The organism is Chloroflexota bacterium (assembly GCA_026706485.1).
GTDB lineage: Bacteria > Chloroflexota > UBA11872 > UBA11872 > UBA11872 > JAJECS01.
The window spans coordinates 234,518-260,259 of the sequence record JAPOYR010000004.1; the positions used below are offsets into that span (position 1 = coordinate 234,518).

Genomic DNA, 25,742 nt, shown 5'->3' on the forward strand with positions numbered 1-25,742 from the left:
GTGCTAAGTCGAACTCGCGCCGTCGGCGGATTCCTCGCGATCGCCGACGTGCTGTTGACCATGCTGGCGCTGCTGGCGGCGGATGCGCTGCGGCACGCGCTGCCGTTCGGCTTCGGCGCCGGCGAGCACCTGGACTGGCTGGGCGTGCGCGAGTACGTCATCGTCGCGGTCACCTGGCCGTTCTTCCTGCGCTTCGCCAAGGTTTACGACCACCGACGGGTGATGCGCGTGGTGCTCGAAGCGCGCGCAATCACCTTCGCGGTGCTGCTGGCCACGGGCGCCCTCTTCGCGGCCTTCTTCGTGCTCAAGGTCGAGTTCCTGTCGCGGTTGCTCTTCGTCTACTTCGTGGTGCTCAACCTGGCGATCCTGATCAACTTCCGCTGGCTGCTCAACCTGGCGCTGCGCACGCGGCACCTCTCGCCCGCCACGCGGCGGCTGGTGCTGATTGCCGGCGCCGGTCCCGTCGGCGACCGCGTGTCCCGGCTCATCATCGACCGGCCCTGGTCGGGCTACGAGGTAATTGGATTCGCCGACGACGATGCGCAGAAGCAGGACACCATGCTGAATGGGCGACCGGTGCTGGGGCTTGTGGAGGAGCTGCCGGCGCTCGTGGAACGGCATGGACCCGACGACGTGATCATCGCGCTGCCGCTCCATGCTCACAGCCGGCTGCGAGAGTCGGTGCTGGCGCTGGAGCGCGCCGACGTGCGCATCCGCGTGGTGCCCGATGTCTTCGACCTGATGCCCGGGCGCACGATGGCCGAGGACACCTGGGGCATCCCGATGATCAGCGTGCGCGCGCCGGAGATCACCGGCTTCGATCGGGTGGTCAAGCGGGTGTTCGACCTGGTGCTCGGGCTCCTGACCCTGGTGGTGATGGCGCCGGTGATGGCGTTTTCCGCGCTGGCCGTCTGGCTGGAAACCGGGCGCCCGGTCATCTTTGCCCAGCGCCGGGTGGGCGAGAACGGCCGGCTCTTTACGATGTACAAGTTCCGCACCATGGTCGCGAACGCCGAGGCCCAGATCGAGGCGGCCCGGCAGAGCGGCCAGCGGCTCGAAGACATCTACAAGCCGGCCAACGACATGCGAGTCACGCGGGTGGGCCGGGTCCTCCGCCGCGCCAGCCTGGATGAGTTGCCCCAGCTCTGGAACGTGCTGCGCGGCGAGATGAGCCTGGTCGGGCCGCGGCCCGAACTGCCCTGGGTGGTGGACCAATACGAATCCTGGCAGCGGCAACGGCTCTCGGTGCTTCCGGGAATCACCGGCTGGTGGCAGGTCAACGGCCGCGGCGATCTGCCGCTGGTCGAAAACGTGGAGTACGACCTGTTCTACATCCAGAACTACTCGCCGCTGCTCGACATCTCCATCCTCGCCCGCACCGTCTGGGTCGTGGCGCGCGGGCGGGGGGCCTACTAGGTCGAGCTAGCGCCCAAGCGGTACACGGGCCGCACGGCCGCGATCACGCGCACCGGCCAAGCGAAGCGGCGCGCGCCCGCGTCCACATGAGCGTCGAAGGCCGCGGCGACCCGAGGCTCCGACATCCGCCGCCATAGCTCGTCGGCCATCGCCGGCGTGCCGCCGGAGCGGGCCACCCACTGATCGAAGTCCATGGGCGAACGGCACTCGCGGTCGGCGGCCACGTCCAGCCCGGCGGCGCGGAGGTAGCGCGGGAACTCCGCGGCCGACAGATTGCGCACGTGCGAGGGGTCGCGGATCGTCTCGATCGCGTGCATTTCGGAAGCCACCCACGAATCGTCGGGGCTCTGCGTGTCGGCAATGACCACCCGCCCGCCGGGGCGCAGGACCCGGGCCATCTCGCCGATGGCGTCGGCGGGGTCGCCGAAATGATGCAGCGCGTGGCGGCACGTGACCACGTCGTAGCTCCCGCCACGCGCGGGAATGCTGCCGGCGGCCGCACGCACCGCGCGCAATGGCGCCGGGGCGGCCGCTCGCGTATGGCGCAGCATCGGCCGCGACACGTCCAGGGCGTCCACGTATGCGCCCCGCTGCGCTAGCGCATGGGCCGCGAATCCGGTGCCGGTGCCAACGTCCAGCACAAAGTATTCGGGCGAGACGTTCGCGAACTCGAGCACCAACGGCAGGCTCGGCCCGGAACGGTGGCACGCCGAGTCGGCATATCCGGCCACCCGGTCGTCGAAGGCCTGTGGCGTCAGGCCGGCCACTCGTAGGTCTCGAGCGTCTCGGCGATCGAGGCGTCGAGAATGGCCGCCATCTCGTCGATCTCGTCGTCGGTGGACGTAAGCGGCGGCGCGAATACCCACACGTGATCGCCGGCTCGGCCAATCAGGCCCCGCCGGCGCGCTTCGGCGCCGACCGCCCGTCCAAACGGACGATCAGCGGGAAAGCTGGCCCGGGTGGAACGGTCGGCCACGAATTCCGCGCCGAGGAGCAGGCCGTGGCCGTCAACGCGTCCGATGACCTCGTAGCGGTCGGCCATGTCTTCCAGGTGCCGGCGCAGGCGCTGGCTCTGGCGGCGGCAGTTGTCCAGCACGTCGCCGCCGGTGATCTGCTGCAGGGCGGCGAGGCCCGCGGCGCAGGAGACGGGGTTGCCGGAGTAGGTGTGGCCCGCGTTGAAGTGCACCCCATCGTCCCGCTCGCCCAGGAACGTCTCGGAAATGCTGCCGCGAATGATGGCCGCCGCCAACGGCGCATAGCCGCCGCTGATGCCCTTGCCCACCGTCATGATGTCGGGATACGCCCCATAGACATCCGCGCCGAACAGCTCGCCCAGCCGGCCGAAGCCGGTGATGATCTCGTCGTAGATCAGGACCACGTTGTGCCGGTCGCAGATCTCGCGCAGGATCTTGAAGTACTCCGGCGGCGGCACCACAAAGGCCTCGGCGGACATGATGACCGGCTCCGCGATGAACGCGGCGACGGTCTCCGGGCCTTCGCTGCGAATCACCTCGTCCACGATCTCCGCGCACAGCACGCCGCACTCGGGATAGGTGAGCTTGAAGGGGCAGTGAAAGCAGTCGGGCGGGTGGACCTTGAGGAATCCGGTCGGAAGCGGCTCGTACTTCGTCTTGCGCGCGGCTCCACCGGTCGCGGACAGGGCGCCGAGGGTCGCGCCGTGGTAGCTGGAGTAGCGTGAAATCACCTTGTACTTGCCCGGATTCCCGGTCTGCTTGTGGTACTGGCGAGCCATCTTCATCGCGGTCTCGTTGGCCTCGGAACCGCCGCTCACGAACTTGACGGTGCTGAACTCCGGCGGGAAGACATCGATAAGCCGCTCGGCCAGCTCCATCGCGGGCTGGTTGGTGGCGTAGATGGGCAGGGTCAACGCGACGCGCTCCAGCTGCGCCTGCATGGCCTCGATGATGGGCCGGTTGCCATGGCCGAACTGCATCGCGGCGATGCCCGCGATCCCGTCGATGTAGGACCGGCCCTCCACGTCCGTCAGCCGCACCCCGGAGCCTTCCACGATGACCAGCGGGTTCTCCATGAAGGCCTGCATCTGATTGAAGTCGACCATCAGGTTGGACAGGCCGGGGTGCTGGGAGCCGTTTGACCGGGAGTTGGGCTCAGCCATGGGACGGGCTTTGCTGCACGTCTGACGTGGGCAGCGTACGCGCCGCCCGCGGGGTTTGTCGCGTGCGCCGAGTAGGCTTGGCGGCAAGCGCAGCGACCTCGCAGGAGCCGACATGCCGGACACCGAGCGGTTCTTGGACCTGGCGATCGACGTTGGACGGCTCATCTTGGCTGCGGCCGAGCCGGACGTGGCCGGGTCGCGCTGGCGCACGCGCACCTACTTCGGCGAGGACGCCTATGGCACTGACGTGTTCGCGGGCTCCGCCGGACCGGTCATCCTCCTCGCGAGTCTCTTCGCCGCGACGGGAGAGACCCGCTTCCGCGACGTGGCTGAGAGCGGGGCGCTGTGGATCGAGGCGCAAACGCGACGCGCGCTCACCGCCCCCGACCGCGATCCAGGCCTGTATTTCGGCGTGGCGGGCGACGGCATGACCTTTCTGCACCTCTACGAATGCACGGGTCGCGAGCGCTGGCTCGACCTGGCCCGAACGCGAGTCAAGGCCCTTCGCGGCATCGCGTATCAGGACGAGGATCCGCTGGAGGGGGCGTCGGGCACGGGCACCTTCCTGTTGCGCGCGCACCAGGTCACGGGCGACGCCGGCGCGCTGGACCTGGCCGTCGCGGCGGGCGAGCACCTGCTGCAGCGCGCGCGCACGGATGACCATGGGTGGTACTGGCGTTGGAATCGCCGGTCGGGGAGCTTCGACGGCATTGGCTTCGCGCATGGGACCGCGGGCATTGCCTGCTTCCTGGCAGAGCTTTGCCGCTATTCGAGCGACCCGCGACTGCCGGAGGCGGTGGTGGGCGCGGCGCGCTGGATCGACGCGCACGCGGAACCCGGGCCGACGTGGAGACGCTGGCCGGGCGACGAACGTCCGGCGAGTGTGCAGTGGTGCCACGGAGCGCCGGGCGTCGGGCTCTTCGCGGCCCGCGCATTTGCCGCGCTCGGGGACGACGAGCTCAAGGACCTGGCGCTGCGCGCCGCCGAGTCGACCTACGCCGCCGGAGACGTCCGAGCCAATCCCAGCCAGTGCCACGGGCTGGCCGGGAACGCCGAGCTGTTCCTCGAGCTGTGGCGGGTGCTCGGGGACGACCGGTGGCTCGAGCGAGCCGTGGAATTCGGCGCCGCCGCCGCGGCCTACCGCGAAGAAGGACCGGAGGGCGCCCGCTGGCGCGGGGACGAGCCGGGCAACTACAGCCCCGACTTCATGATGGGATCGGCCGGCCTGGGGCACTTCTTCCTGCGATTGGCCCGACCGGACGCGGTTGACATGCCCCTCATGGCCGCTCCGGTGAAGACCTCGGCGTAACCCTCCGTCATTTCCGCGAAGGGAGACCTTTGCGTAACCCCTCCGTCATTCCCGCGAAGGCGGGAATCCACCCGTCATTGAATCTGGGGGCGGATGAAGTTTCCCCGGTCATCCTCGAGTTGGCCGGGTCTTGCGAAGGTCGCTTGATGGGAAAGGGGCAGAGCCTGCCCCGCATTTGATTACGGAGATGAGGGTGATTCGAGGTCCGGATTCGGGACGTCAACCAATCATCCAAGGGTCTCCGGCGCGGGCCGACTCGGAGTAACCCGCCGACCGTGCGCTAGGCTTCGGCGCCGGTTTCCGCGAGCCAGACCCATGCAAATCACCGACATTCAGACCATGCACTGCGGCGCGCCGGCCGCTCCCGGAGCACGACTCAACCGGGTGTGGACCTTCGTCCGAATCGAAACCGACAGCGGCATCCACGGCACCGGCGAGTGCAGCCTGTTCAAGGTGAACCAGGCCGTGGCGGAGGTGGTGGAGCGGTTCGGCACGTTTCTAATCGGGCAGGACCCCACCCGCGTCGAGCACCTGTGGCAGCAGATGTATCGCCACCCGTTTTTCCGCGGCGGGCCGATCCTCAACGCGGCGATCAGCGGCATCGACATGGCGCTGTGGGACATCGCCGGCAAGGTCGCCGGGCTGCCCGCATACCGCATGCTCGGCGGTCCAGTGCGCGATCGCGTCCGCGCCTACGCCCGGGCCGACCTGGGAGGCTCGGAAATCGACCAGGTGCTGGACGCCCAGCGACAGGGCTTCACGGCGTTCAAGATCGCGCCGCCGCATCTCGAAGGCGGCTTCAACGAGTTTGCCCTGGCCAAGGCCGCCGTGGAATTGGTAGCGGCCGTTCGAGCCGCGGCGGGTCCCGAGCTCGATCTGATGATCGACTTTCACGGGCGACTCTCGCCGGCGGCGGCCGTTCGCTTTCTCGACGGTGTACGCGACCAAGATCTGCTGTTCGCGGAGGAGCTGATCCCGCCGGACAACGTGCCGGCCTACGCCCAGGTGACTGCCGCGGTGCCCGAGGTGCCGTGCGCGACCGGCGAGCGACTCTACACCCGCTGGGGGTTCCGCGAGCTGATCGAATCGCGCGCCGTGCACGTGGTCCAGCCCGACATCTGCTACGCGGGCGGCATCTCCGAGCTGCGCCGCATCGCCGCGCACGCCGAGACGCACTACATCTCCATGGCGCCCCACAACCCCAACGGCCCCGTGGCGACGGCGGCGAATATTCAACTGGCGGCGGCGACGCCGAACTTCCTCATCCTCGAATATGCGCGCAAGCCGCCGTACTTCGAGAGCGTCTTGCAGGAACCGCTGGCCTTCGCCGATGGGCATTTCGCGTTGCCGGAGGCTCCGGGTCTCGGCGTCGAGCTGGATGAGGCCTTCATCGCGGCGAACCCGCCACACGAGCTGGAATTCGGCTCCGACGTATACGCCGACGGCGCGGTGGCGGACATATAGGGGAAACTCAGGAGCGGACGGGCCGGACCCTCACCCTAACCCTCTCCCTGAGGGAGAGGGAACCGGACCGTAGGCGGCCAGACACCGGTCAGCCACGGCGCTCCAGGTGAAGTCGCGCAGCACCCGCTCGCGGGCGCGCGTGCCGCAGGCCGCGGCATGCTCGGGATTTGACGTATACGGCGCCAGCGCCGCGCGAAGCGCCGCCGAATCGCCCGGAGGCACCACGACGCCGTAGGACGGCTCGACGACCTCGGGAATCCCACCGGCCTGCGAAACCACCACGGCCGTGCCGCAGGCCATGGCCTCCAGCGCGGCCAGCCCGAGCAGCTCCGGATGCTGCTGGTGGCGGCCGCGAAAGTCCTCGAACACCGAGGGCATCACCGCCACGCAAGCGCGGCCGAGCGCCTGCACGAGCTCCCGGTCGTCGGCGTCTTCGTGGAACGTGACGGCGCGGCCCTCGGCTTCGCGCCGCAGGAACGCGGCGTAGTCGAGGTCGGCGGGTCGACCGTACACGGCAAGATGCGCGTCGTCGGGCAGCGCGCGAATGGCGTGCTCGATCCCCTTGTGCGGCAGCAGGCGGCCCACAAACACCACTTCGCCGCGAGCCTTGGCCGCAGACGGCGCAAACACCTGTGGGTCTACCCCACCGTGGACGATCGCCGTGCGACGGCCCATATAAGGCAGCGTGTCCACCACGAACCGGCTTTGCGCCAGGTGGGCGTGGACCCAGCGCCCCAGGCGAGCGCGCCGCAGCCACCCGACCCCGCCGCCTCCGTGATCCGTGACGAACACGCGCTTCCCGAGCGGACGCGCCAACAGTGTCGCCAGCGCCGTCAGCCCGGTGCGCGCCTGGTGGCAGTGGACGACGTCGGCCCACAGGAGGGCGGGAATGAAGCCCGGACCGATGGCGTCATACGGGCGGTCCCGCAGGTGGCGCCAGGTGCGGGCCACTTCGATGGGGAACCCGGCGGCGTCGGCGGTTGTGGGTGGCCCGCCGAATGCGACGAGCCGGGTCGGCACGCGTTCCCGCATGGCGCGCGCGAGCTCGAGGGGAAAGCGCTCGCCGCCGCCGATGACCGAAATCTCCCCGAACCACGTCGGAGAGAGGTGGAGCACCCGCGGACGATCACGCGCCGGCATGCTAGGGCGCCTGGGCCACGATCAGGTAGCCGCCGGGATCGTCCACCTTCCGACGGAAGGGTCGCCAGAGCATCGCGGTCCACGCGGCAATCCACGCGCTGCGGTGGACGAGGCGTCGGCGGTGCAGCGCCCGAAAGATATCCAGGACGCGGCGTCGGCCCAGCCGATGCGTCATCAGCGCGTCCAGGCGCTGCCAGGCGTGTTGCGTGCGAGCGGGTAGGTGCCCGCCGGTGTCGACGATGCCGAGGCCGCAGGTGTCCAGCAGCGCCGCCCATTCGTCGAGCGAGCGGTAGTGGAAGTGGCCCAGCCGGTCGTTCGTCGCTTGCAGGGCGGCCTCACCGCCGGGTCCCTGGCGAATCCGCTCGGCGAAGGCCGGGGAAGGCACCGTGAATACCAGCCGCCCGCCCGGCGCGAGCGCCCGCGCCGCCTCGCGCACGGCGGCTCGGTCGTCCGGAATGTGCTCCAGCACGCTTTGGCTGAAAACCGTGGCATAGGCGCCTTCGGCCAGCGGGGCCCGCGTCGCGTCCGAGCGAATCACGCCCCGGTAGACGCCCAGGTCGCGGGCGGCGCGTGCCTCGCTGGCGAGCAATTCGAGGCCGTCGCGCGGCCAGTGGTCGTGGAGCACCACTCCGGCGACGGCGCCCCCGCCGCAGCCCAGATCGAGAACCGGCGCACCGAACGCCACCTCGCGCAGCATGGCGAACTCGGTGGCGCGCCAGAGCGCGATCGCCGGCTGATGCAGGTGCGCCTCGATCGCCAGTCGCAAGAGCTCGCGGTCGGAGCGTCCCGCGAGAGCCGTGGACAGCAGCGACGGCAATCCGGCGGGCACGCTAAGCGGCCGGTTCGCCATGCGATCGCGCGACGAGCTGGGCCATGCGCACGGTGTAGGTGTGGTCGCGCAGCACGCGCCGGCGACCGGCCTCCGCGATCCGCGCCCGCGCCGCGTCGTCGCCCGCGTAGCGGTGCAGCCGGTCAACCAGGTCGTCGACGCCCTCGTAGACGGCGACTTCGTGTCCAATCTCGAGCAGCTCGCCGAGCCGCGCCTTGGCGTCGCAGAGTTGGAAGGCGCCCGCGGCGGGAATCTCAAAGGTGCGCATGTTCACGCCCTCGCGCATCTGGGCATGGTGTGCGTTGAGCGCGATCTTGGCGCGGCGGTAGGCTCGCGCCACGGCCGCGGCGGGCAACAGCGTCAGCCCTTCGTGTCGTTGCCGCGCCGGCGAGTTGGCGTCGAGCTTCTCCCACCCGCGGCCCCAAACCGCCACGCGCAGGCCGCTGCGGGCCGCGGCCTCCACCAGGTCCACGCGCAGGCGCGTGGACGGCAAATGCCCCATGTTGTGCCGCGCGTCGCCCACGAACACCACGTCCCACTCCGGCGGGTCTTGGAGTTCGTCGGGTGCTGGTCCCCAGGTGTCGGGATCGGCGGCATGGGTCATGAACTCAGCCCCCACCCCGTGCCGGGCGAGGTCGGCCGCATAGGACGGCTCAGCGAGGAAGAATCGGTCGTAGAGATGGGCGGCGGCCATGATGTGGGGAAACCACGAGGGATCGTCCCCACACCACTGCACCACGGGTCCCGACGTGAGATCGCGCAGGCGCTCGACGGTTTCCGGCAGCAGCACCTCGCCCTTCAGGACCACGGTGAGATCGGGGCGGTGGCGCACGGCGGCATCCAGCACGCGAAGATTGTCACGGCGCATGGCCTCGAGCACCCGCCCGATATGAAACCGATGCGGCCCGGCGAGCCGGCGCCGCACGCGGCCCCAGAGACCCACCGGACGTGCCAGGTCGCGGCCATAGAACAGTGTGGCCACGTCGTGGCCTCCGGCCTCCAACCCCGCGCCGCAATAGTCGGTCCATAGACCCGTGTCCCATTCGGGCCCGATCAGGAGGACGCGCATGCTTGCTCCAGAGACTTCCACGCCCGTCGCGCCGTCCGGGTCCAGGTGAACTCCGCCGCCCGCGCCAGGCCGCGCGACCGAAGGTCCTCGCGCAGCCGCTCGTCACTCGTGACCTGCAGCAGCGCCTCGGCAATGGCGTCGGAATCGTGCGGGTCGACGGCCATCCCCGCATCGCCGGCGGCGTTGGCCAGTCCGCCTTGGTTCGTCGCGACCACCGGCACGCCCGAGGCCATGGCCTCCAGCACCGGCATGCCGAAGCCCTCGTCGATGGCGACGCTGACAAAGGCCGAGGCCCCGGCCAGCAACGCCGGCAGGTCGTGGGCTTCGACGGCGCCCGTGATCTGGATTCCCTTGCCGCTCATGCGTTCGAGGTCGGCGGCGACATCCGCGTAACGCCAGCCGGGGACGCCCGCCAGGACAAGCGTGTGCGCGAGGCCGCGCCGCCGCGCCTCGACATACGCCCGGGCCAGCGTGCCGAGGTTCTTGCGCGGCTGCAGCGTGCCGAGGAACAGCACATACGGCGACTGAATGCCGAGACGGTTCACCGTCTGGGTGACGTATTCCGCGTCGACATCTGCCCGAAAGCGATCGCCGTCAACGCCATGGGGCGCCACGTCCACCCGTTCGGCCGGAAAGCCGTATATCCGCGCGACCTCGTCCCGCACCCATTCGGAAACCGCCAGGACGCGAGCGGCCCGATGAATGCTGCTCGCCGTCCACCGATCGAGGTAGTCGCGTGTCGGCGCGTCGAAGAAGGCCTCGGCTCCAGGCCGCATGAACGCCACGTCGTGAACCATCGCGACATGGGGCGGACCGCTGACAAAGGGCGGGGGTTCGTGAGCGCTCTGGAGGTACACGTCGGCGGCGCGCCAGGCTCGGGCCAGCGGCACTCGGGCACGGTACCAGGGGTCGCCGCCGAATGCTTGGGTCAGAGGGCGGTTGCCGAACCTGAAGGGCCGCAGCACGCAAACCCTGGCGTTGGCTCCCTCGAAACCGGGGTAGCGCGACGGGGCATCCATGAGCAAGTCGAGCCGGTGAGGATCCGTGGTTTGCACGAGGGCGCGCGCGAGGCTGCGCATGCTCTCGCCGTGCCCGTCGGTGACCATCAGGTTGGCGTTGCGGAGGTTTATGGCGGCGCGCATCAGGGGCTATCGCCTGGGTCGGGCTCAGGACGCCGGAAGAGCAGGCCGACCTCGTGCCGGATGGTCTCGCGATCCATCAGGTAGATGAGACCCGCATAGAGCAGCACGACCACGATGCCGCCCTGGATCAGCAGCACCCAGTCGGTCAGCAGCGGGAGCATGACCAGGCGACCGAACGCGCCTGCCAGCACAGCCGCGGCCAGCGGTCGCGCGAGGTGCCGCAGCAGGCGGAAGTCGAAGACGTCCCGCGCCAGCGGCAGCAGCACCAGCGCCGCCGCAAATTGGGTGGCCGCCAGGGCAATCGGGATGGCGAGCAGCTCCAGTCCGGCCGCGCTGAGGCCAATGGCCAGCGCCCAAGCCGCCACCGCCCAGACGATGGCGATCACGAGAATGACGCGCGTCCGGCCGAGCGCGGCGAGGATTGGTGTGAGCAAACCGTTGATCGGCACCAGGACGGCGCTGGCGGCCAGCGCGTAGAGCGCCGGGATCGCCGGCAGCCACTGCTCGCTGTAGATGTAGATGGCGATCTCCGGCGCGAAGGCGATCACCGCCGCAAAGGCCGGCAGCGTCACGATGGCGTTCCACTTGAGCGTAAGCTCGGCGCCGCGCCGCACACGCTCGATGTCGTCCTGCATGCGGGCAAACGTGGGCAAGGTGACCCTGGACACCAGCTGCGTCAGCGTGAGCGGCTGCGACGCGATCTTGTCCGCCCAGCTCAGGAGACCCGTGCCGTCAGCACCGACCGTGCGCGGCGACAGGAGCGGAATCAGCGAGTCCTTGGCCATCAGGGCCAGGCGGGCGCCCTGAAACTGGGCGCCGAATCGAAGGTAGTGCCGCAGACCCGACGGTCGCCAGGTTGGAATCGGCGCCCACGGCTGCGCCACGACCACCGCCAGCGTCGAGACGATGCTCGCCCCGACGTGGGCGATGATCAGGCTCCAGGCCTCGAACGCGCCGATGGCGAACCCGATGCCGGCGCCGAAGTACCACACCGTGCCGGCGATGTCCGCGGCCGCCAGGCGACCAAAGCGCAGGTGACGCTCCAGCAGCGCCGCCGGCACGAGCCGAAACGCCGAAAGCCAGATGGAGATACCGAAAATGCGGATCATCCACGGATCCGCGTCCACGCCGATCCACTCCGTGAGCATCGGCGGGCCGGCGAATACGACGATGGCCGCGGCCAAGGTCACCAGCCCCAGGTGCAAGGTGAACACGGCGCGCAGGTCGGACCGGCCGGGATCCTCCCGGCGCTGGATCACGCTCGGATGCAGCCCGACGTCCGTGAACTGCTTGATGATTCCGGCAAGAAAGGCAATCGGCACGACGACGCCGAAATCGGCCGTCGTGAGCAGGCGGTACAGCGCGATGTCGCCCGTGAACGACACGAGTTTCATGCCGCCCTCGCGCACGCCCAGCGCAACCACGCCGCGCACGGCTCGCTCGCCCAGCGTCGAGGGCGACTCGTGTTCGGAAGCTTCAGCCGTCATCTCATGACCCTCGCCGAATGGGTCGGCCGAGCGTCTGCTCGTAAACGTCGATGAGCTGGGCCGTCGATCGCTCCCAGGTCATGGTCGCCGCGTGGGCCCTGCCGCCTTCCCCGAGGCGCACGCATTCGTCCGTGGAGGACAACACTCGGAGCATTGCCGTTTCCAGCGCCGTCACATCGCCGGGCGCGACCAGCAACCCGGTCTCGCCGTGCGCCACGATCTCCTCCGCCGGGGAGTCCAACGAGCTGATCACCGGCGCGCCGCAGGCGCCGGCCTCGAGCAGCACCAGGCCGAACCCCTCGAAGTCGCGTCCAACCGAGCGGTAGGGCATGACCACCACCGACGCGCGGGCATACCAGCGCACCAGCTCGTCGTGGCTCACGGCTCCCGTGAGGATCACATCGTCTTCCAGGCCCAAGCCGTGGATGCGTTCGCGGAGCCGCGCAACGAACGACGAACTTGCCGCGTACGGCCCCACGATGACGAAGCGCGACTGCGGCACGCGCGCGCGCACCGCGGCGAAGGCCTCCAACGCTACGTCGAACCCTTTGCGCGGCTTGGGCTCACCGACCGCGACCACCAGCCCGGCCTCGCGCGCCGGCGGCGGGTCGGGAACCGCAAATTCATTCGCCCGCACGGCCAGCGGCACAACCGTGGAGTGCGTGAATCCCGTGTCCCGCCGCACCCGCTGCTCCGTATAGCGGCTGATGGCGATCAGTCGCCGCGCGCGGTGCATGGCCAGGCGCAGCAGGCGCGACTCCAGCCAAACCCGGCTGGACGGCACCGAATAGGTGCCGACGAGCGACACGAACAGCGGGCGGAGTCCAGCGGCGAGGGCCACGGCGGGGGCATAGGGCTCGACCATGCAGTGGACGGCGTCAACACCCCGCAGCGCGCGCCACAAGGGCCGGATGGTCCGGGCGAGCAAGCGTGCGAAGTGGGGCGTACCGTCGCGAAACGACGGGATCGGCGCGTGGTCGGGATGGGCGCGCAGGTCGGCGGGCATCGTGCCGCCGGGCGTGACCAAGCGCACGTCAACGCCCGCCGCAATCAGCCCGCGCGCCAGCTCGCCGGCGTAGCGCCCCCAGCCGTTGGTCGGGTCCAGCTCGTCGGCCACGATGGCCAGCTTCACCGCCGCTGCCTCCAGGCGCTCAACGCCAGCATCGGCGCCAGCAGGCCCGTGGCGACCAGCGAGGCGATCACGCCCGCCGCGAACCCGGGCGGCTCGAACCGCATGCGGATCTCGTGCGCGCCCGCCGGGAGCGCGAGACCGCGCGCCACCAGGTTGACGGTCAGAATGTCCGCCGGCCGGCCGTTCACCTCGGCGCTCCAGCCGGGATACGGCGCATCGTTGAGCACCAACAGGCCCGGCGCGGCCAGGTCGACGCTGAGATCGATGCGCTCCGGGCCGCGGGCGATGGGGCCGATGACATCGGACCGGCTGGCGCCCTGACCGGGCTCGATGCCGGGCTCGCGCGACACGAATGCGTGGTCGGGGCGCTCCGCGAGCTGTTTGAGCAGGGACTCGGCGTCGTCGACCACGGACCACCGTCGCGCGATCCATGCCTCGGGTCGCCAGTCGTGAATCTCATAGACGTACAACGGCTGCTCCACGCCGGCCCATTCGGGAAGCGGGATCGTGCCCGCATGCACCTCATGCAGTCCCTCGATCGGCAGCGGCACCCCCGACGTGATGTACCGGACGTTTGTCGCGGCCAGGGCGCCCAGACGTGACTCCAGGATGTCGAGGCGGGCGGTGGCGTCGAGTGAGGCGTCGCTGGCGAAGCCGGGCACGATGGCGCGTTCACTGCCGACAAACGCCAGAAACTGCGCCGTGCTGCGCGGCATCAGGTTTTCGTAGCCGTCAATCGTCCTCGGCCCGCCGTCCAATGCCAGGTTCGGGGCGCGAGTGGCGGTGAGAAACACCCACTCGAGCAGGTCGCGCTGATTGCGTGACAGGCGATCGCCGGTCGCCGTCGACAGCTCGAACTTCTGGGCCTGGGCGCGATAGGAAAAAAGCCGGCCGTCGCGCTGGTCGGCGGAATCGGCCGGCAGCGGCGCGGGCCGGTCGTACCACTCGGCCGGCACCGTGGGAATGACATGGCCCGGCGCCAACAGCAGATCGACCGCGAGCACGGCCCCAACGCCCATTTGCGCATGCCTGCCCTGGAGGATTCCGCGCCGATAGGCCCAAATCAGCGACGCGCCGAGAACCGCAGTGACCAGCAGCAGTCGGGGCGTGGGTCCCGCGAGGCTAAATGCTTGCTCCAGCCGCCCGTAGAGCTGGTCGAAGGTGCGGTAGTAGCGTTCGGCGGTGAGAAACCGGTCCTCGGACCCCACGATCACCCGGTCAACGTAGTCGTAGCCGTAGGGCACGATCAGGAAGGCGAAGCCGGTGAGCGTGATCGTGGCGGCCAGGGTGCCAACCGCGATGAGGCCGGCCAGCCAGGTCCAGGCGCGCACCAGCCAGCCAACCGCCCGCGCGGCGGCCAGGTCGGGGCGGGGGAGCAACTCGAAGCCGTAGGCCGCGAGGAAGGCCAGGCCGAACGTCGCCACAATCCCGAATCGCGCGGGCTGGCGGAAGAATCCGAACAGTGGCAGCTTGTGCAGCAGCGGGAATCCCAGGCTGTAGGCGCCCATCGCCAGCACCCAGGCGACGACCACGAGCACGGCGAGGAAGCGCACCACGCGGTGCCGGCGCGCGGCCACCAATGCAAGAACCGCGAGCACGGGCGTGAGAATCCCGAGATAGAGCAGCTCCTCGGCGTTGAGCGTCTCGTCGAGCACGCGCGGAATCTCGAACGACGGGTAGAGGTAGCCGAGCACCAGGCTCCAAGGCGGGATCGAACCTTGCGCCGCAATCGCATATTCGAGGCCGGCCGCACGGCCGGAGAGCTCCGTGGCTTGGATAGTCGGCAGGAAGCGCACGGCGCCCAGGGCGAGGCCCACGACGACGGCCGTCAGCAGCCAGGCCCCGAGCGCAAGGGCGGGCGCCCGCCCGGCCTCGCGCCACGTCCAGGTCAAACGGAACAGGGCGTACATCAGCCACGCCGACACGAACAGCAGGGCGATCTGCGGATGCCCGGCCAGGCCCGTGATCCCGGTGATGACCGCGAGGCCGACGGCCCAAGTCCGCCGTCCCTGGGCCATGCGTTCGATGGCGACCAGCCCCGCGGGCAGGACGAAGTAGATGTCGGCGTAATTCAGGAAGCGGGATGTGGCGAAGACGAAGGGGCTGTAGGCGTAGAGGAAGGCGGCGAGAAACGCGCCGCGGCGCGACAAGCCCCAGACGCGACCGAGGCCGTAGGCGGAGACCGCCGCCAGGACAAGACCCAGGGAGGTCTCGATGAAATAGGCCCGCAGGGGGTCGAAGACCCGCAGCAGGCCCCAGGTCAGCGGGTAGAACCAGCCGAACTCGGAGAAGGCCACGGGAAACCCGCCGAGCATGCCGTCGGTCCAGAGCGGAATGCGGCCCTCGGCGAGACCCGCCGCCAGCAGGCGATAGCGCGGCTGATAGCTCAGGAGCACGTCGAAGTCGAGCCAGGGCTCGCCCGCGAGCAGGATCCCGCGATTCAGGATCAGGAGCGGCGCGAGCAGGCCGATGGCCACCAGCAGCCGGTGCCGGTTGGCGCCGGCGCGCTCCAGGCGCTCGGCCGCTCGCCCCAGCAGAGCGGCGGCGCGCGTCAGGCCGGCCGCGACAGGTCGAGAAAGTCCACGATCCTGGCCGCGCGTCGATTCCACGTGCAGTCCGCTACCTCATTCCGGGCCGTGCGCGCCAGGCGTGCGGCGAGTTCATGGTCGCTCAAGAGGCGCTCGATGGCGGCGGCCAGCGCCGCATTATCGTCGGGAGGCACGAGCAGCGCGTTGTGTTCATGGCGCAGCACCTCGCGCAGCGACGGCAGATCGCTGGCCACGATGGGCACGCCGGCCGCCATGTACTCGAACATCTTGAGCGGCGAGGTGTGCTCGCGCGCGATGATCGTGGAGCCGCTGAAGGGGATCACCGCCACGTCGGCCGCGGCCAGGTAGCGCCGCGCCTCGGCCGGTGGGCGATGGCCCGTGGTCCGCACGTTGCGCCTGGCGCCGGCAAGCCGGCGAACCCGGTCGAGGTCCGGCGGCACGCCCCCGACGATGGCGACCTGCACGGACTCGGGCAGCGTCGCCGCGGCGGCGATGAGCGTGTCCACGCCCTTCCAGGCGTAAAGATGGCCCACGTAGCAGACGAGCGGCGTGTTCGGGGCGAGGTCGAGCGCCTGGCGCGCTGTGGCCCTCGGCTCCAGGTCGAAGGCGGCGGCGGGGGCGGCGTCATGCGCCACCAGCACGCGCTCGGGCGGCAGGCCGCGTTCCAGATACCACCGGCGCAGCGCGGACGAAATCACCACGATGCGGTCCACCCGGCGCGCGGCCCACAGGTGCAATCGCTGCGACGGCGCCGATCGCGGCAGCGTGTGGCACTCGAAGCAGGTGCGGACGCCGGGGCGACGGCGAAGCGTCGTCAGCGTCAAGGGAAACAGGTCGCGGCTGTAGACCACGCCGCCGCCGAGTCGCCGCATGAGCACCAGCGCGCTGAGCGTGAACGTCGCGAGTTGGATCAGGTGTGCCAGCAGCGGGATAGGTCGACGGCTGAGTGCGGGCCAATCGACCGTGACGCGTTTGATCAGGTCGATGCAGGGCAGGCCGATGAGGGCGAATGCCCGCGCAACGCCGAAGTAGGCAAAGGGGTCGTTGACGTGCCGCATGGCGTCCATGTTGGCGCGGCGGGCATGGAGCAACAGCACCTCCAGGCCCTGCGCCGTGAACGCCTCGGCCATGTGCATGATCTGCAGCGGGTGGGCCTTTTCGCTGGGAATGCGCGCATTGGCGAGGAAGATCAGGCGCACGATGCTCGGCCTCAGATCTCGTAGCGGATCGACGCCGTGACGCCGGCGCCAAGCGGTCCAAGTCGCACCTGGTTGTCCTTCACGCGCCAGCTGGTCGGGGCATCGACCTCGAACCATTCAATGGCCGCTGGGTAGCGATAGGCAAGTCCCGTGATCGGCTGCGCGATGCTCACGGCGTCGGCGACCCGCAAGCGGTCGCCGTTCCAGCGATAGGCGCGCTCGGTGTGCAAGGCGGGGTGCGGCTCGCCGTCCGCGCGCGCCAGGCAGGAAGCGATTCGCACGCCGTCGTCGTCGAAGCCGACCTCGCCGTCGAGCGCGTGGATGGAGGCGAATTGGCCGTCCGCCGCCCACGCCGGCGGCCCGAGGAAGCGATAGAGCATTCGCACGGCATGCCAGCGGCGGCCGCCGCGCCAGTGCATCCGCGCGAGGCGCAGGCGAAACCACGCGTCGGCGTCGAGCGGGCCCGGCGCCGCCGTGGCTGCGGACGACAGAAACCATGTGCCCTCGGGCATCCAGGGTTCGCAGACGTGCGCCAGGACATTGGCCCAGCCGCGCTCCACGTCGCCGACGTAGACCAGGCCGCCACCGCCAATTCGAGCCCCGACAATGCCGTTTGCCGGCTCCTTGCGGACACGCAGGATGGCGCACGCGCGGCGAGTCTGAAGGCGCACCACCCCGGCGTCGGCACGGTGGATCGGCGGCGAAGGCTTGGGTGGCGGGGGATTCGTCGGGAGGTCATCAAGCTCCGCGGCGGCGTGGGCGCGCGCGAGCCACGCGAGGTCCGCGGTATGCGCGACGCGGGAAATGGCCGTCGCGCCGGTTGGGCAGGCATCGACCAGCCCGTCGGGGCCCACGGCCTGGGCCGAGCGCGCCGCGACGATTCCCGCCAGCCGGAGCGCCGCCGGACGCCCGTCCGTCGCCAGTGCGTAGGCGTCGTAGGGCGCCGTGCCGGCCTCGGCGTCCGCGTCCCAGCACCAGCGCTTGCCGTCGAGCGCCAGCGGCTTCACGCCGTCGGGCCGCAAGATGTCGATCAGAAAGTCCACGCCCCGTTGCAGCGCCTCTGCGTGGGACTCCCGGTCTCCTATGCGTGTCAGGGCGTAGCGAGCAAAGGCGAGGATCCGGCTGTGGTCGGTGACCGCGGTGTCGCCGGCGGTGGGAAATGATCCGTCGGGCCGCATCTCGCCAAGGGCCCCGGCCACTGTCTCTCGCACGGTGTCGAACCACCCCCGCTCGCCCAGCACGGCGGCGGCGCTCGCCAGACCCAGCGCGCCGCACAGTCGCTCGCTGATGACCGGCGCGCCGGCCACCGACGGCGCTAGATAGGTCTCCGCGCAAAGGCGGATGGCCTCCTCGATGCGCGCGCGGTCGATGTCAGGCAGCCGGTCGCCGGCCACGTCAAGCAGCGTCGCCAGCGCGTCCACGCATTCGCCGCACTCGACGAGGAGCGTCGACGCGTAGTGGGGCCGGGCGGGAAAGAACACCCAGGCCCCGCCCGCCGCGTCGTCCTGGCCGAGCCGGCCGGTGACGGCGCGGGCCACGCGCACCGCGCGGTCGATGTAGCGATCGACCGCGTCCTCGGAGGCGAGGGCGCAATTGAGCACGATGGCGCGCGCGGTCTTGCCGGTGTGGTCCACGCCGTGCTCGGGGCAGCGGGCGTAGCCGTCGCGCCCCAGGAGCCGTTCGAAGGCATCCGAGGCCTGCTCCAACGCCCAGCGGGCGCGAGCCGTGAGTCGCGCCCGCTCGCTAGACACCTTCGCCCACCTTCGCGGCGGGCGCGGTGCGCGGAAACGGCGGATCGCGGCCCTCGCGCAGCGCCGCGAACACTTGCACGAGCCGACCCGCCAGGCCGCTCGCGGCGTGGTTTTCGATGACCGCTTGCCTGAGCTGGTCGATCGTCGCCGTGCGCAAACCTGGATGAAGCGCCAGCGCCCGTCGCAGGCCATTCGCCAGGGCCTCCGGCGACGACTCGAGCAGGAAGTCGCCCGCGAACCCGCCGAGCGCCGCGCGATAGACGACGTTGTTGGTGACCAGCAACGTGCCGGCGGCAAGGGCTTCCAATCCGGTCTTGTCGAGGGAAGTTCCACTGCGCCAGGCGACGAAGGCATCGAGGCCGGCGTAAAACTCCGGCATGTCCGTGCTGGGCAGCCCGCCCAAAAACGTGACGTGCTCCGTGAGATTCGCCTGTCGCACGCGCTCGTGAACATCGGCCAGGTAGGCATGATCTGAGGGATAGAACGGCTCGCCGGCGACGCGCAGCTCGACGGGCACGCCGTCGTCGCGGAGCTGCGCGACGGCCTCGATCACCGTGGTCAGCCCCTTGAGCGGCGTAATCCGTCCGGCGACGCCGATCACGGGCCGCGCCGGCGGCTCGGATCGGATGGGCATGGCCGCGAGCCGGGCCGTGTCGATGCCCTGGCCCACGATGAATGCGCTCGGCGACGGCAGCGGGTAGCTCTCGGGAGCTGAGGTGATGGTCGCGCTGGACAGTCTCACGCCGGCGCGCAGCGTTCGCGTGAGGCCGTGGCTGGCGTACCAGAGCACGAGCGGGGTCCGACGCGCGATGCACCAGGGGGCGGCGGCGACGGCGTAGGCCGGGACCATGTGCGCCAGCACGCCGTCCACGCGAGCGCCGCCGATCAACTGAAGGCACCGGCCAAGCAGCAACGGCCAGCGGGACGCACGACCGCGCCCTCTTTCCTTGCCCAGCCCATGCACGGTGACGTTGGGCGGCAAGTCCACCGCGCCCGTGGAGGCGGCGATAACGTGCACCTGGTCAACGAGCCCGGCCAGCTCGCCCGCCCAAAGGTGGGCGAACCCAAGAATGGAGCTGTCAGTCGAAAGCTCCTGCGTGATCATCAGCAGCCGCAGCCCACGTCCTGCCTCGCTCACGGCAGCGATTCCGCCGCCAGGTCGCGATAGGCCCGGGCGTAGGCGCCGAGGATCCGCTCGCGAGTAAAGGGCTCGGTTGCCCGTCGCGCCGCCGCACCGGCGCTGGCCAGCGCTCCGCGTGTGCCGCGCACCTGCGTGACCAGGTCGCCGCCGGCCTTGGCATCCCACGGCAAGAGCCAGCCGTTCATGCCGTGATCGATGATCTCGGGCATCAGCCCCACCGGCGTGCTGAACACCGGCGTGCCGCAGGCCATGGCTTCCAGGCACACCCGAGGTCCGCCCTCGCTGCGCGACGTGCAGGCCAGGGCTTCCATCTGCCGGTAGCGCGCCGCCAGGTCGTCCGGACCGTCAACCCAGGCGATGCGGTCGACGCGATCCCCGATTCCCGCCGCGGAAAGGCGTCGCTGCAAGGCGTTGGCTTCCGGGCCGTCGCCCACGACCAAGAATCGCGAGTCGGGGGCGTCGGCCGCCACGGTCGCGAAGATCTTGACCAGGTAGTCCAGGCCCTTGTTGGCGACCAGGCGTCCCACGAATCCCAGCGCGTATGGCCGGGGATCGTCGCCCGGACCAAACACCTCTCGATCGACGTGCGCCGACGGCAGCACCAGGATATTCTCCGGCGGCACGCCCCACCGTCGCAGCAACTCGGGCACCTGTTCGCGGTTGACCACGCGGATGGCGCGGGCGCGCCCGGCCGCGAATCCGACGTAGGCCCGATATCCGAGCTTGGCCGCCGACTCCCACCACTGCGCGCGCCGCGGGTGCGCCGGGACGTGATGGATTTCGCTGACGTACGGCGCGCCAATTCGCCCGCTGAGGCGCGCGGCGGCGATGCCGTTCGAAAAGATGCCGTAGTCGTGGCTCACGATCAGGTGGTAGCGCCGCTCGGCGGCCAGGGCGCGCGCCCGGCGGATCAGCCAGCGCGCGTGCCAGAGCCGCCCGCCCGTCGACGGATGGACGTGCACGACGCGATGGACCGTGTGCGGTTGGGCCTGGCGAACGTTCGGCGTCAGCACGTCGATTCGGTCGAACTCCCGCGACAGTCCTTCGAGCGTGTAGTAGAACGGACCTCGCCGCCCCGCCGCTACGTCGCGATCGCCGCTGAGCATCAGCAGGCTGGGTTTCATGCGACGGCGCGGGCGGCTCCCGGCCGGCGGTCGATGGCGTCGCGCAGCACCTCGAGCGTTTGGTCCACCAGCCGGTCCCAGCGAAAGTGCTCCAGCCCGGTCTGCGCCGCCTGGGCCAATCGCGCGCCGTGGGCCGGGTCGGCGAGCAGGTCGTTCACGGCGTGCACGAATGCGTCCTCATCGCCGAACGGCACCAGCACCGCGGAGTGCTCATGGCGCAGGATTTCGCGGTTGCCCCCAACGTCGGTGGTCACGATCGGCGTTCCCACGTGGCGGGCCTCCACCAGCGTGTGCGAGAGGCCCTCGTACTGCGTGTTGAGGACGCATATCTGAGACGCCCGCAGGTAGGTCGCCACCCGGTCGTGGGGCACGTCACCGGTGAAGACCACCCGGTCCGTCACGCCAACCTCCCGCGCCAGCTGCTCCAGCCGGGACTGTTCCGGACCGCCGCCGACGATGAGCAGGGCGGCGCCGTGGTCGAACCGCGGCACCATGCGAATCAGCGCGTCGACGTGCTTCCAGGCGTAGAGCCGCGAGACGTTGCAGATCACGGGGGCGCGCAGGCCCAGGCCCTGGCGCGCGGCCTCCGGCTCCTCGTTGGGACGCGGCGTGCTGGTCAGCGCGTTCTGGATCACCTGAGTCTTGCGCGCATCGACGCCCCACCCCTCGACCAGGGAACCCACGTAGGCACTGGGGACGACGACCACGCTGGCGAGGCGGCAGTAGAACCGTTGGATCGCGCGAAACAGCCGGGTCTTCGCGCCATGGGTGGCGCTCTGGAACGGCTCGATGCCCAGCGACGTCAGCCCCCGGCGGATAGCCGACTCCCACGCCCAGTCGCCCACGACCTTGAGCACGCGCGGGCGGCCGGCCAGCAGCGCCCCGAGGCTGGCGGGGAGCTCGATGCCGTTGATGTAGACCACGTCGGACTGCAACGCCGCGCGCCAGGTGTGCCACATGACGCGGAGGTAGCGGATCGGCACCGGCATGCTCCACGACACCCGCACCAGGGGATAGGGAACCTTGACCGCGCCCGCCGGATCGTCGGTGCCGGCGATCACCCGCACGGCGTGGCCCCGCTGATGCAGCGACTCGGCCAGGTGATACACGTGCGTGGCCGGGCCGCCGACGGCGGGCGGAAAAATGTTCGACACCAGCGTTAGGCGCATGCTCGCGACGCTAGCACCGACCGTACGGCGTCACAACCGGGCGAGCCCAAGGTCTCCCGCCCTCGCGAACCGCTATCCGGCGTGGCCGTTCGCGCGACCGTTCTGCAACACCGGCAGCGGCTCGGTGGTGGCCACCGACCGGGCGCCGGCAAACGCCCGCCAGAGCGGGGTGTCTTCCTGCCACTTGGCGTCGCAGCCGGCGCACAGCGGATAGTCGGCCAGTTGCCCCCCGGTGTGCGCCTCGCGGATGGCCCGATAGGCGTCGCTGTTCCACACTTCCTGGATCGACTGCGTGCTGAGGTCGCCCATGATCTGCTCTTCGGCGAAGTCGGCGCAGCACGACGGCACGCGCCCGTCCCAATAGACCGCCATCGACTTCCACAGCCAGTTGCAGGGGTAGTAGACGGGGCCGTGGGGGCGCGCCGTGTAGAAATCGGAGTCGGTCAGCGTGCCCGCCCAGCCGTGAGCCCAGAAGGTGTCCCACTCGTCGACCGGCAAGCCGGCGAAGCGATCCGTGAAGTGCGCCGGAATCACCGGACGCGCGCCGACGCCCATCGACTTCTCCCAGAGCTGGATCACTTGCATGACGACATAGGGCTTCGGGCCGGGAAGCCGCTTGCGGGCGTCGAGAAACCGCAAGACGCGCTCCAGCACGCGATCGAATGTGGCGCCCTTGCGCATTGCCTCGTAAGTCTCGGGTTCGCCGGAATCGAAGCTGATGGTCACCTTGGAGGGCCGGGCTTCCAGCAAATTGGCGATCGCGTCGTCGCGCCACAGCGTGGCGTTGGTGTTGATGTGGGCGGCGATCCCGGCGCGCTCGCAGGTCTCGATCATCTCGTAGATGCCCTTGTGCATCAGGGATTCGCCGCGGAAGAACAGGTTGATCTCGCGGGTGAAGTGGCGGGCCTCGTCGATGATCTTGTTGAACAGGTCCATCTCCATGAACCCGTTGGTCTCGTTGGCCCCGACGCTCTGCGGGCACATGGGACAGCGCAGATTGCAGAAGCTGGTCGGCTCCACGTGCATCTTCAGCGGGCCATAGGGCAGCTCGCTGGTGCCGCGCATCCAGTGGTAGGCGAAGCGCGCCAAGCCCGGATGCGCCACCGCCTTGTGGCGGCGAAACTTGAGGACGAGGTCCTTGGCCTGGGTGACCGAGTTCACGGGCTCGCCGGGGTTGATTCGGACGGCGGAATCGCTTCGTCCCAGAGCATGTTCGGGATGCCGTCCTCGACCTTGTAGGCGTAGCCGCACACCGTGCACACGAGCGTCTCGCCGACAATGCGCAACACCCCGTCATCGCGCGGGTGCGCGTCGTTCACGCAGCGCAGAATGGCGAGAAAGTCCGCGGGGATCAGGTCGGCGTTGGAGGAGTCGGACATCACGTAGCCTCGATTCGACGCTAGAGCATGAAGTGGAGCGTGTCAAAGGCGAGTAGCACGGCCCCGTAGACGCCAACGATGGCGAGCCGCCAGCGTACGGCATGGGTCCCGTTCGGCCAGAGCAGGTGGGTGGCCGCGGCGAGCGCGCCGACGGAGATCACTTGCAGCGCCACCAGCACCAGGGCAACCAGCGCCAGGACCACCGGATAGGCCAGGTAATACTCGATCAGCGTGGTCGACCAGAAGTCGAGGCCCAGCCCGTTTTCGGGATGCGGCGGACGCACGTCAACCCCGAAGCGGGACCAGGGTGAGCGCGCCAGGGCGTCTTCGAGCATATCGGTCCGATCCGGCGCCAAGAGGTTGGTCGCGTCGGCGCGCAGGAGCCAGGCATGCGCCAGCAGCGGGGAAAACTGGTGGGCGTAGAGCACGGCCACGAAATCGCCTTCCGGCTGCTTGGCCGACCAGGGCTGATACGCCGCCCCGCCGTACACCGCGCCGTTCTCGGGTAGCTCCCCAACCACCTGCTGTTGATAAAGGTCGAGGTAGGAGCCAAAGTCCTTGCTCACGCCCATCACCTGCACACCCAGGCTGGCCAGGAGCACGATGGCAAAGGCTGCCCGCGGCAGCGTGCGGCGCCCCTTGCGGGCCAGCCACTCGATCGCCGGCGCGGCCATGATGACGAGTAGCGGCACGATGGGCACGAGATAGCGTGGGCCCCAGGCGTTGCCGCCGTACCAGACTTCCTTTTTGCTGTAGAGCAGCAGGTAGCCGATGGGGATGGCGACGAAAATGAACGCCTGCCATCCGTGGCGCCGGATGAACCAGGGAATCGCGGGGATCGCCACGAGGAGCACCGGGTTGTACCAGAGCAGGCCTTTGCCCCAGCTTGAAATCAGTCCGTGCACCCCGAGCTCGATCGGCAGGCCCAGCCACCCGCGGCTGATGCCTCCCCACAGCTCGTGGACGTAGAGCAGCCGCACGTCGAACAGGAAGGCGGCCGCCACCAGGCCCACGGGCACGACCGCGATGATGGGCGCGGCAAACGCGAGCGCCGGCATGAAGCCCTCGCGCCCCGCCTGGCGCCAGGTGCGCCCCCGCTTGTGGTTCAGGAAGATGGCCGCCACGAGCAGCGGCATCACGATCACGGAGACGTATTTGGTCACAGCCGCGGCGAGCGCCACCGTCCCCGCGAGCAACAGATACCGCCGCAACTGCGTCTGGTTGTAGATCAAGAGCAGCCAGACGCACACGAGCACCAGCAGGGTCACCAACGGTTCCGCGAAGTCGACGACCGCGTAGGGCCAGGCCATCGTGCCGAGCGCATAGACGAGGCCGATGGCCAGGGCGATGTCCACGCCGTAATCCAGGCGCCGCACGATGCGAAACACGACAACGGCGCCGAAGGCGGTGATCAGCGCATTGACCAGCGGCACCCAAATGCGTCGGAAGAAGTCGACCGTCTGCCGCTCGGACCACCGCCGGCCGATGCCCGGCCCGTCAATCCACGTGCCGTCAACCAGCCGTGCGGCCACGCCATCCACGTAAAGGTTGCCGTCCGGCTGCACGTACTCCAGTCGGGCGGACTCCAAGTGTATGGGATCCGCAAGGTCCCAGGTCGCGAGGTAGTAGTACGCCCGCGCGTTGCCGATCTGGCGTCCGGCGGGCGAGGGGCGCTCATGCTGAATCCGGGCGCGGACGTCGCCGCGGTCGTAGGCCCACTCCGCGGTCTCGATGCCCACCCGAATCGGTCGCACGATCTCGGTCCCGTCGGTCGCCGTGAGGACGAGGCTGGCCACTTGAAGGCCCTGGGCAAAGTCGGCGCTCAGGCCGGCGTGGGTGAGCAGCGACAGCCGGTCGTAGCGTCCGGGTTTCAGGCCGAGTTCGAGGACTCCGGTGCTGTTGGGCTGCGGCATTCCGCCGAGCGGCGCGTAGTTGACCAGCAATATTTCGTGCTCGCCGCCATGGATCGGGAGCCGATCGCGCTGCGGCGCGATTTGCGCGAACGGCTCGGCGGCGGCAACCACCGGGATCAGGGCAAGCGGCAGGCCCAAGCCCCAGCGTGAGAAATTGCCGCCATGCTCCCGCAGATACTTCTGATCGGGGTCGACCACCACGCTCTTGGCCATCTCGAAGGCGAACGTCCCGTCGGCGCTGTAGCCGACGCCGTTGCGACTCACGCCGGCGGTGAGCAGATAGACCGTCAGCGCAAGGAGAAACAGCACCAGCGCCGGACGCTGCACGATCCAACCCGGCATGTGCAGCCGCATCAGTTGTGCGCCGAACCGAAACGTGGCGCGCATCGCTC

Annotated in this window: 20 protein-coding genes; 3 read left to right on the top strand and 17 right to left on the bottom strand. The window is 69.7% G+C overall.

The window, feature by feature from the left end; genetic code table 11:
• A complete protein-coding gene (locus OXG79_03620) occupies positions 1–1,416 on the top strand; it encodes a sugar transferase (protein MCY3782857.1) in 1,416 nt (471 codons plus the stop codon).
• On the opposite strand, the gene OXG79_03625 is transcribed toward OXG79_03620, so the two are convergent.
• Complete coding sequence (locus tag OXG79_03625) at positions 1,413–2,183, bottom strand: methyltransferase domain-containing protein (protein MCY3782858.1); 771 nt, start codon at positions 2,181–2,183, stop codon at positions 1,413–1,415. The genes OXG79_03620 and OXG79_03625 overlap by 4 nt on opposite strands.
• Positions 2,171–3,553, bottom strand: a complete 1,383-nt coding sequence (locus OXG79_03630; GenBank protein ID MCY3782859.1) for an aspartate aminotransferase family protein — start codon at positions 3,551–3,553, stop codon at positions 2,171–2,173. Before OXG79_03630 ends, OXG79_03625 begins: the two co-directional genes overlap by 13 nt.
• A gap of 112 nt (positions 3,554–3,665) precedes the next feature.
• On the opposite strand from OXG79_03630, the gene OXG79_03635 reads away from it, so the two are divergent.
• Together OXG79_03635 and dgoD are read left to right on the top strand one after the other, a co-directional pair.
• Positions 3,666–4,862 (top strand): hypothetical protein, encoded by a 1,197-nt coding sequence (locus OXG79_03635; GenBank protein ID MCY3782860.1) that lies wholly within the window; start codon positions 3,666–3,668, stop codon positions 4,860–4,862.
• Between the two features lie 315 nt (positions 4,863–5,177).
• Positions 5,178–6,326 carry a galactonate dehydratase gene (dgoD, locus tag OXG79_03640; protein MCY3782861.1) on the top strand — a complete coding sequence of 383 codons (1,149 nt, stop codon included), beginning with the start codon at positions 5,178–5,180 and terminating at the stop codon, positions 6,324–6,326.
• Positions 6,327–6,356: 30 nt separating this feature from the next.
• Here the strand turns inward: dgoD and OXG79_03645 are convergent, their stop codons facing one another.
• The 15 genes from OXG79_03645 to OXG79_03715 form a co-directional block, all read right to left on the bottom strand.
• Positions 6,357–7,466, bottom strand: coding sequence for a glycosyltransferase family 4 protein (locus OXG79_03645; GenBank protein MCY3782862.1), 1,110 nt, complete (start codon positions 7,464–7,466; stop codon positions 6,357–6,359).
• A gap of 1 nt (position 7,467) precedes the next feature.
• A complete protein-coding gene (locus OXG79_03650) occupies positions 7,468–8,316 on the bottom strand; it encodes a methyltransferase domain-containing protein (protein ID MCY3782863.1) in 849 nt (282 codons plus the stop codon).
• Positions 8,297–9,364: a glycosyltransferase gene (locus OXG79_03655; protein ID MCY3782864.1), complete on the bottom strand. Its 1,068-nt coding sequence runs from the start codon at positions 9,362–9,364 to the stop codon at positions 8,297–8,299. The genes OXG79_03650 and OXG79_03655 overlap by 20 nt, the downstream gene beginning before the upstream one ends.
• Positions 9,349–10,506 carry a glycosyltransferase family 1 protein gene (locus tag OXG79_03660; protein ID MCY3782865.1) on the bottom strand — a complete coding sequence of 386 codons (1,158 nt, stop codon included), beginning with the start codon at positions 10,504–10,506 and terminating at the stop codon, positions 9,349–9,351. The genes OXG79_03655 and OXG79_03660 overlap by 16 nt, the downstream gene beginning before the upstream one ends.
• A complete protein-coding gene (locus OXG79_03665; protein MCY3782866.1) occupies positions 10,506–11,993 on the bottom strand; it encodes an oligosaccharide flippase family protein in 1,488 nt (495 codons plus the stop codon). Before OXG79_03665 ends, OXG79_03660 begins: the two co-directional genes overlap by 1 nt.
• 1 nt (position 11,994) lies before the next feature.
• Entirely contained in the window at positions 11,995–13,125 is a 1,131-nt protein-coding gene (locus OXG79_03670; GenBank protein MCY3782867.1) for a glycosyltransferase family 4 protein, read from the bottom strand.
• Positions 13,122–15,734, bottom strand: coding sequence for a hypothetical protein (locus tag OXG79_03675; protein ID MCY3782868.1), 2,613 nt, complete (start codon positions 15,732–15,734; stop codon positions 13,122–13,124). The genes OXG79_03670 and OXG79_03675 overlap by 4 nt, the downstream gene beginning before the upstream one ends.
• Complete coding sequence (locus OXG79_03680; GenBank protein ID MCY3782869.1) at positions 15,677–16,873, bottom strand: glycosyltransferase family 4 protein; 1,197 nt, start codon at positions 16,871–16,873, stop codon at positions 15,677–15,679. The genes OXG79_03675 and OXG79_03680 overlap by 58 nt, the downstream gene beginning before the upstream one ends.
• Positions 16,874–16,884: 11 nt before the next feature.
• Entirely contained in the window at positions 16,885–18,624 is a 1,740-nt protein-coding gene (locus OXG79_03685; GenBank protein MCY3782870.1) for a hypothetical protein, read from the bottom strand.
• Entirely contained in the window at positions 18,617–19,762 is a 1,146-nt protein-coding gene (locus OXG79_03690) for a glycosyltransferase family 4 protein (GenBank protein ID MCY3782871.1), read from the bottom strand. The genes OXG79_03685 and OXG79_03690 overlap by 8 nt, the downstream gene beginning before the upstream one ends.
• Positions 19,759–20,889 carry a glycosyltransferase family 4 protein gene (locus OXG79_03695; GenBank protein MCY3782872.1) on the bottom strand — a complete coding sequence of 377 codons (1,131 nt, stop codon included), beginning with the start codon at positions 20,887–20,889 and terminating at the stop codon, positions 19,759–19,761. The genes OXG79_03690 and OXG79_03695 overlap by 4 nt, the downstream gene beginning before the upstream one ends.
• Entirely contained in the window at positions 20,886–22,058 is a 1,173-nt protein-coding gene (locus OXG79_03700) for a glycosyltransferase family 4 protein (GenBank protein MCY3782873.1), read from the bottom strand. Before OXG79_03700 ends, OXG79_03695 begins: the two co-directional genes overlap by 4 nt.
• A 72-nt stretch (positions 22,059–22,130) precedes the next feature.
• Positions 22,131–23,219, bottom strand: a complete 1,089-nt coding sequence (locus OXG79_03705; protein ID MCY3782874.1) for a radical SAM/SPASM domain-containing protein — start codon at positions 23,217–23,219, stop codon at positions 22,131–22,133.
• Entirely contained in the window at positions 23,216–23,437 is a 222-nt protein-coding gene (locus tag OXG79_03710) for a Trm112 family protein (GenBank protein ID MCY3782875.1), read from the bottom strand. Before OXG79_03710 ends, OXG79_03705 begins: the two co-directional genes overlap by 4 nt.
• Positions 23,438–23,457: 20 nt before the next feature.
• Complete coding sequence (locus OXG79_03715; protein MCY3782876.1) at positions 23,458–25,737, bottom strand: hypothetical protein; 2,280 nt, start codon at positions 25,735–25,737, stop codon at positions 23,458–23,460.
• Positions 25,738–25,742: the final 5 nt, after the last annotated feature.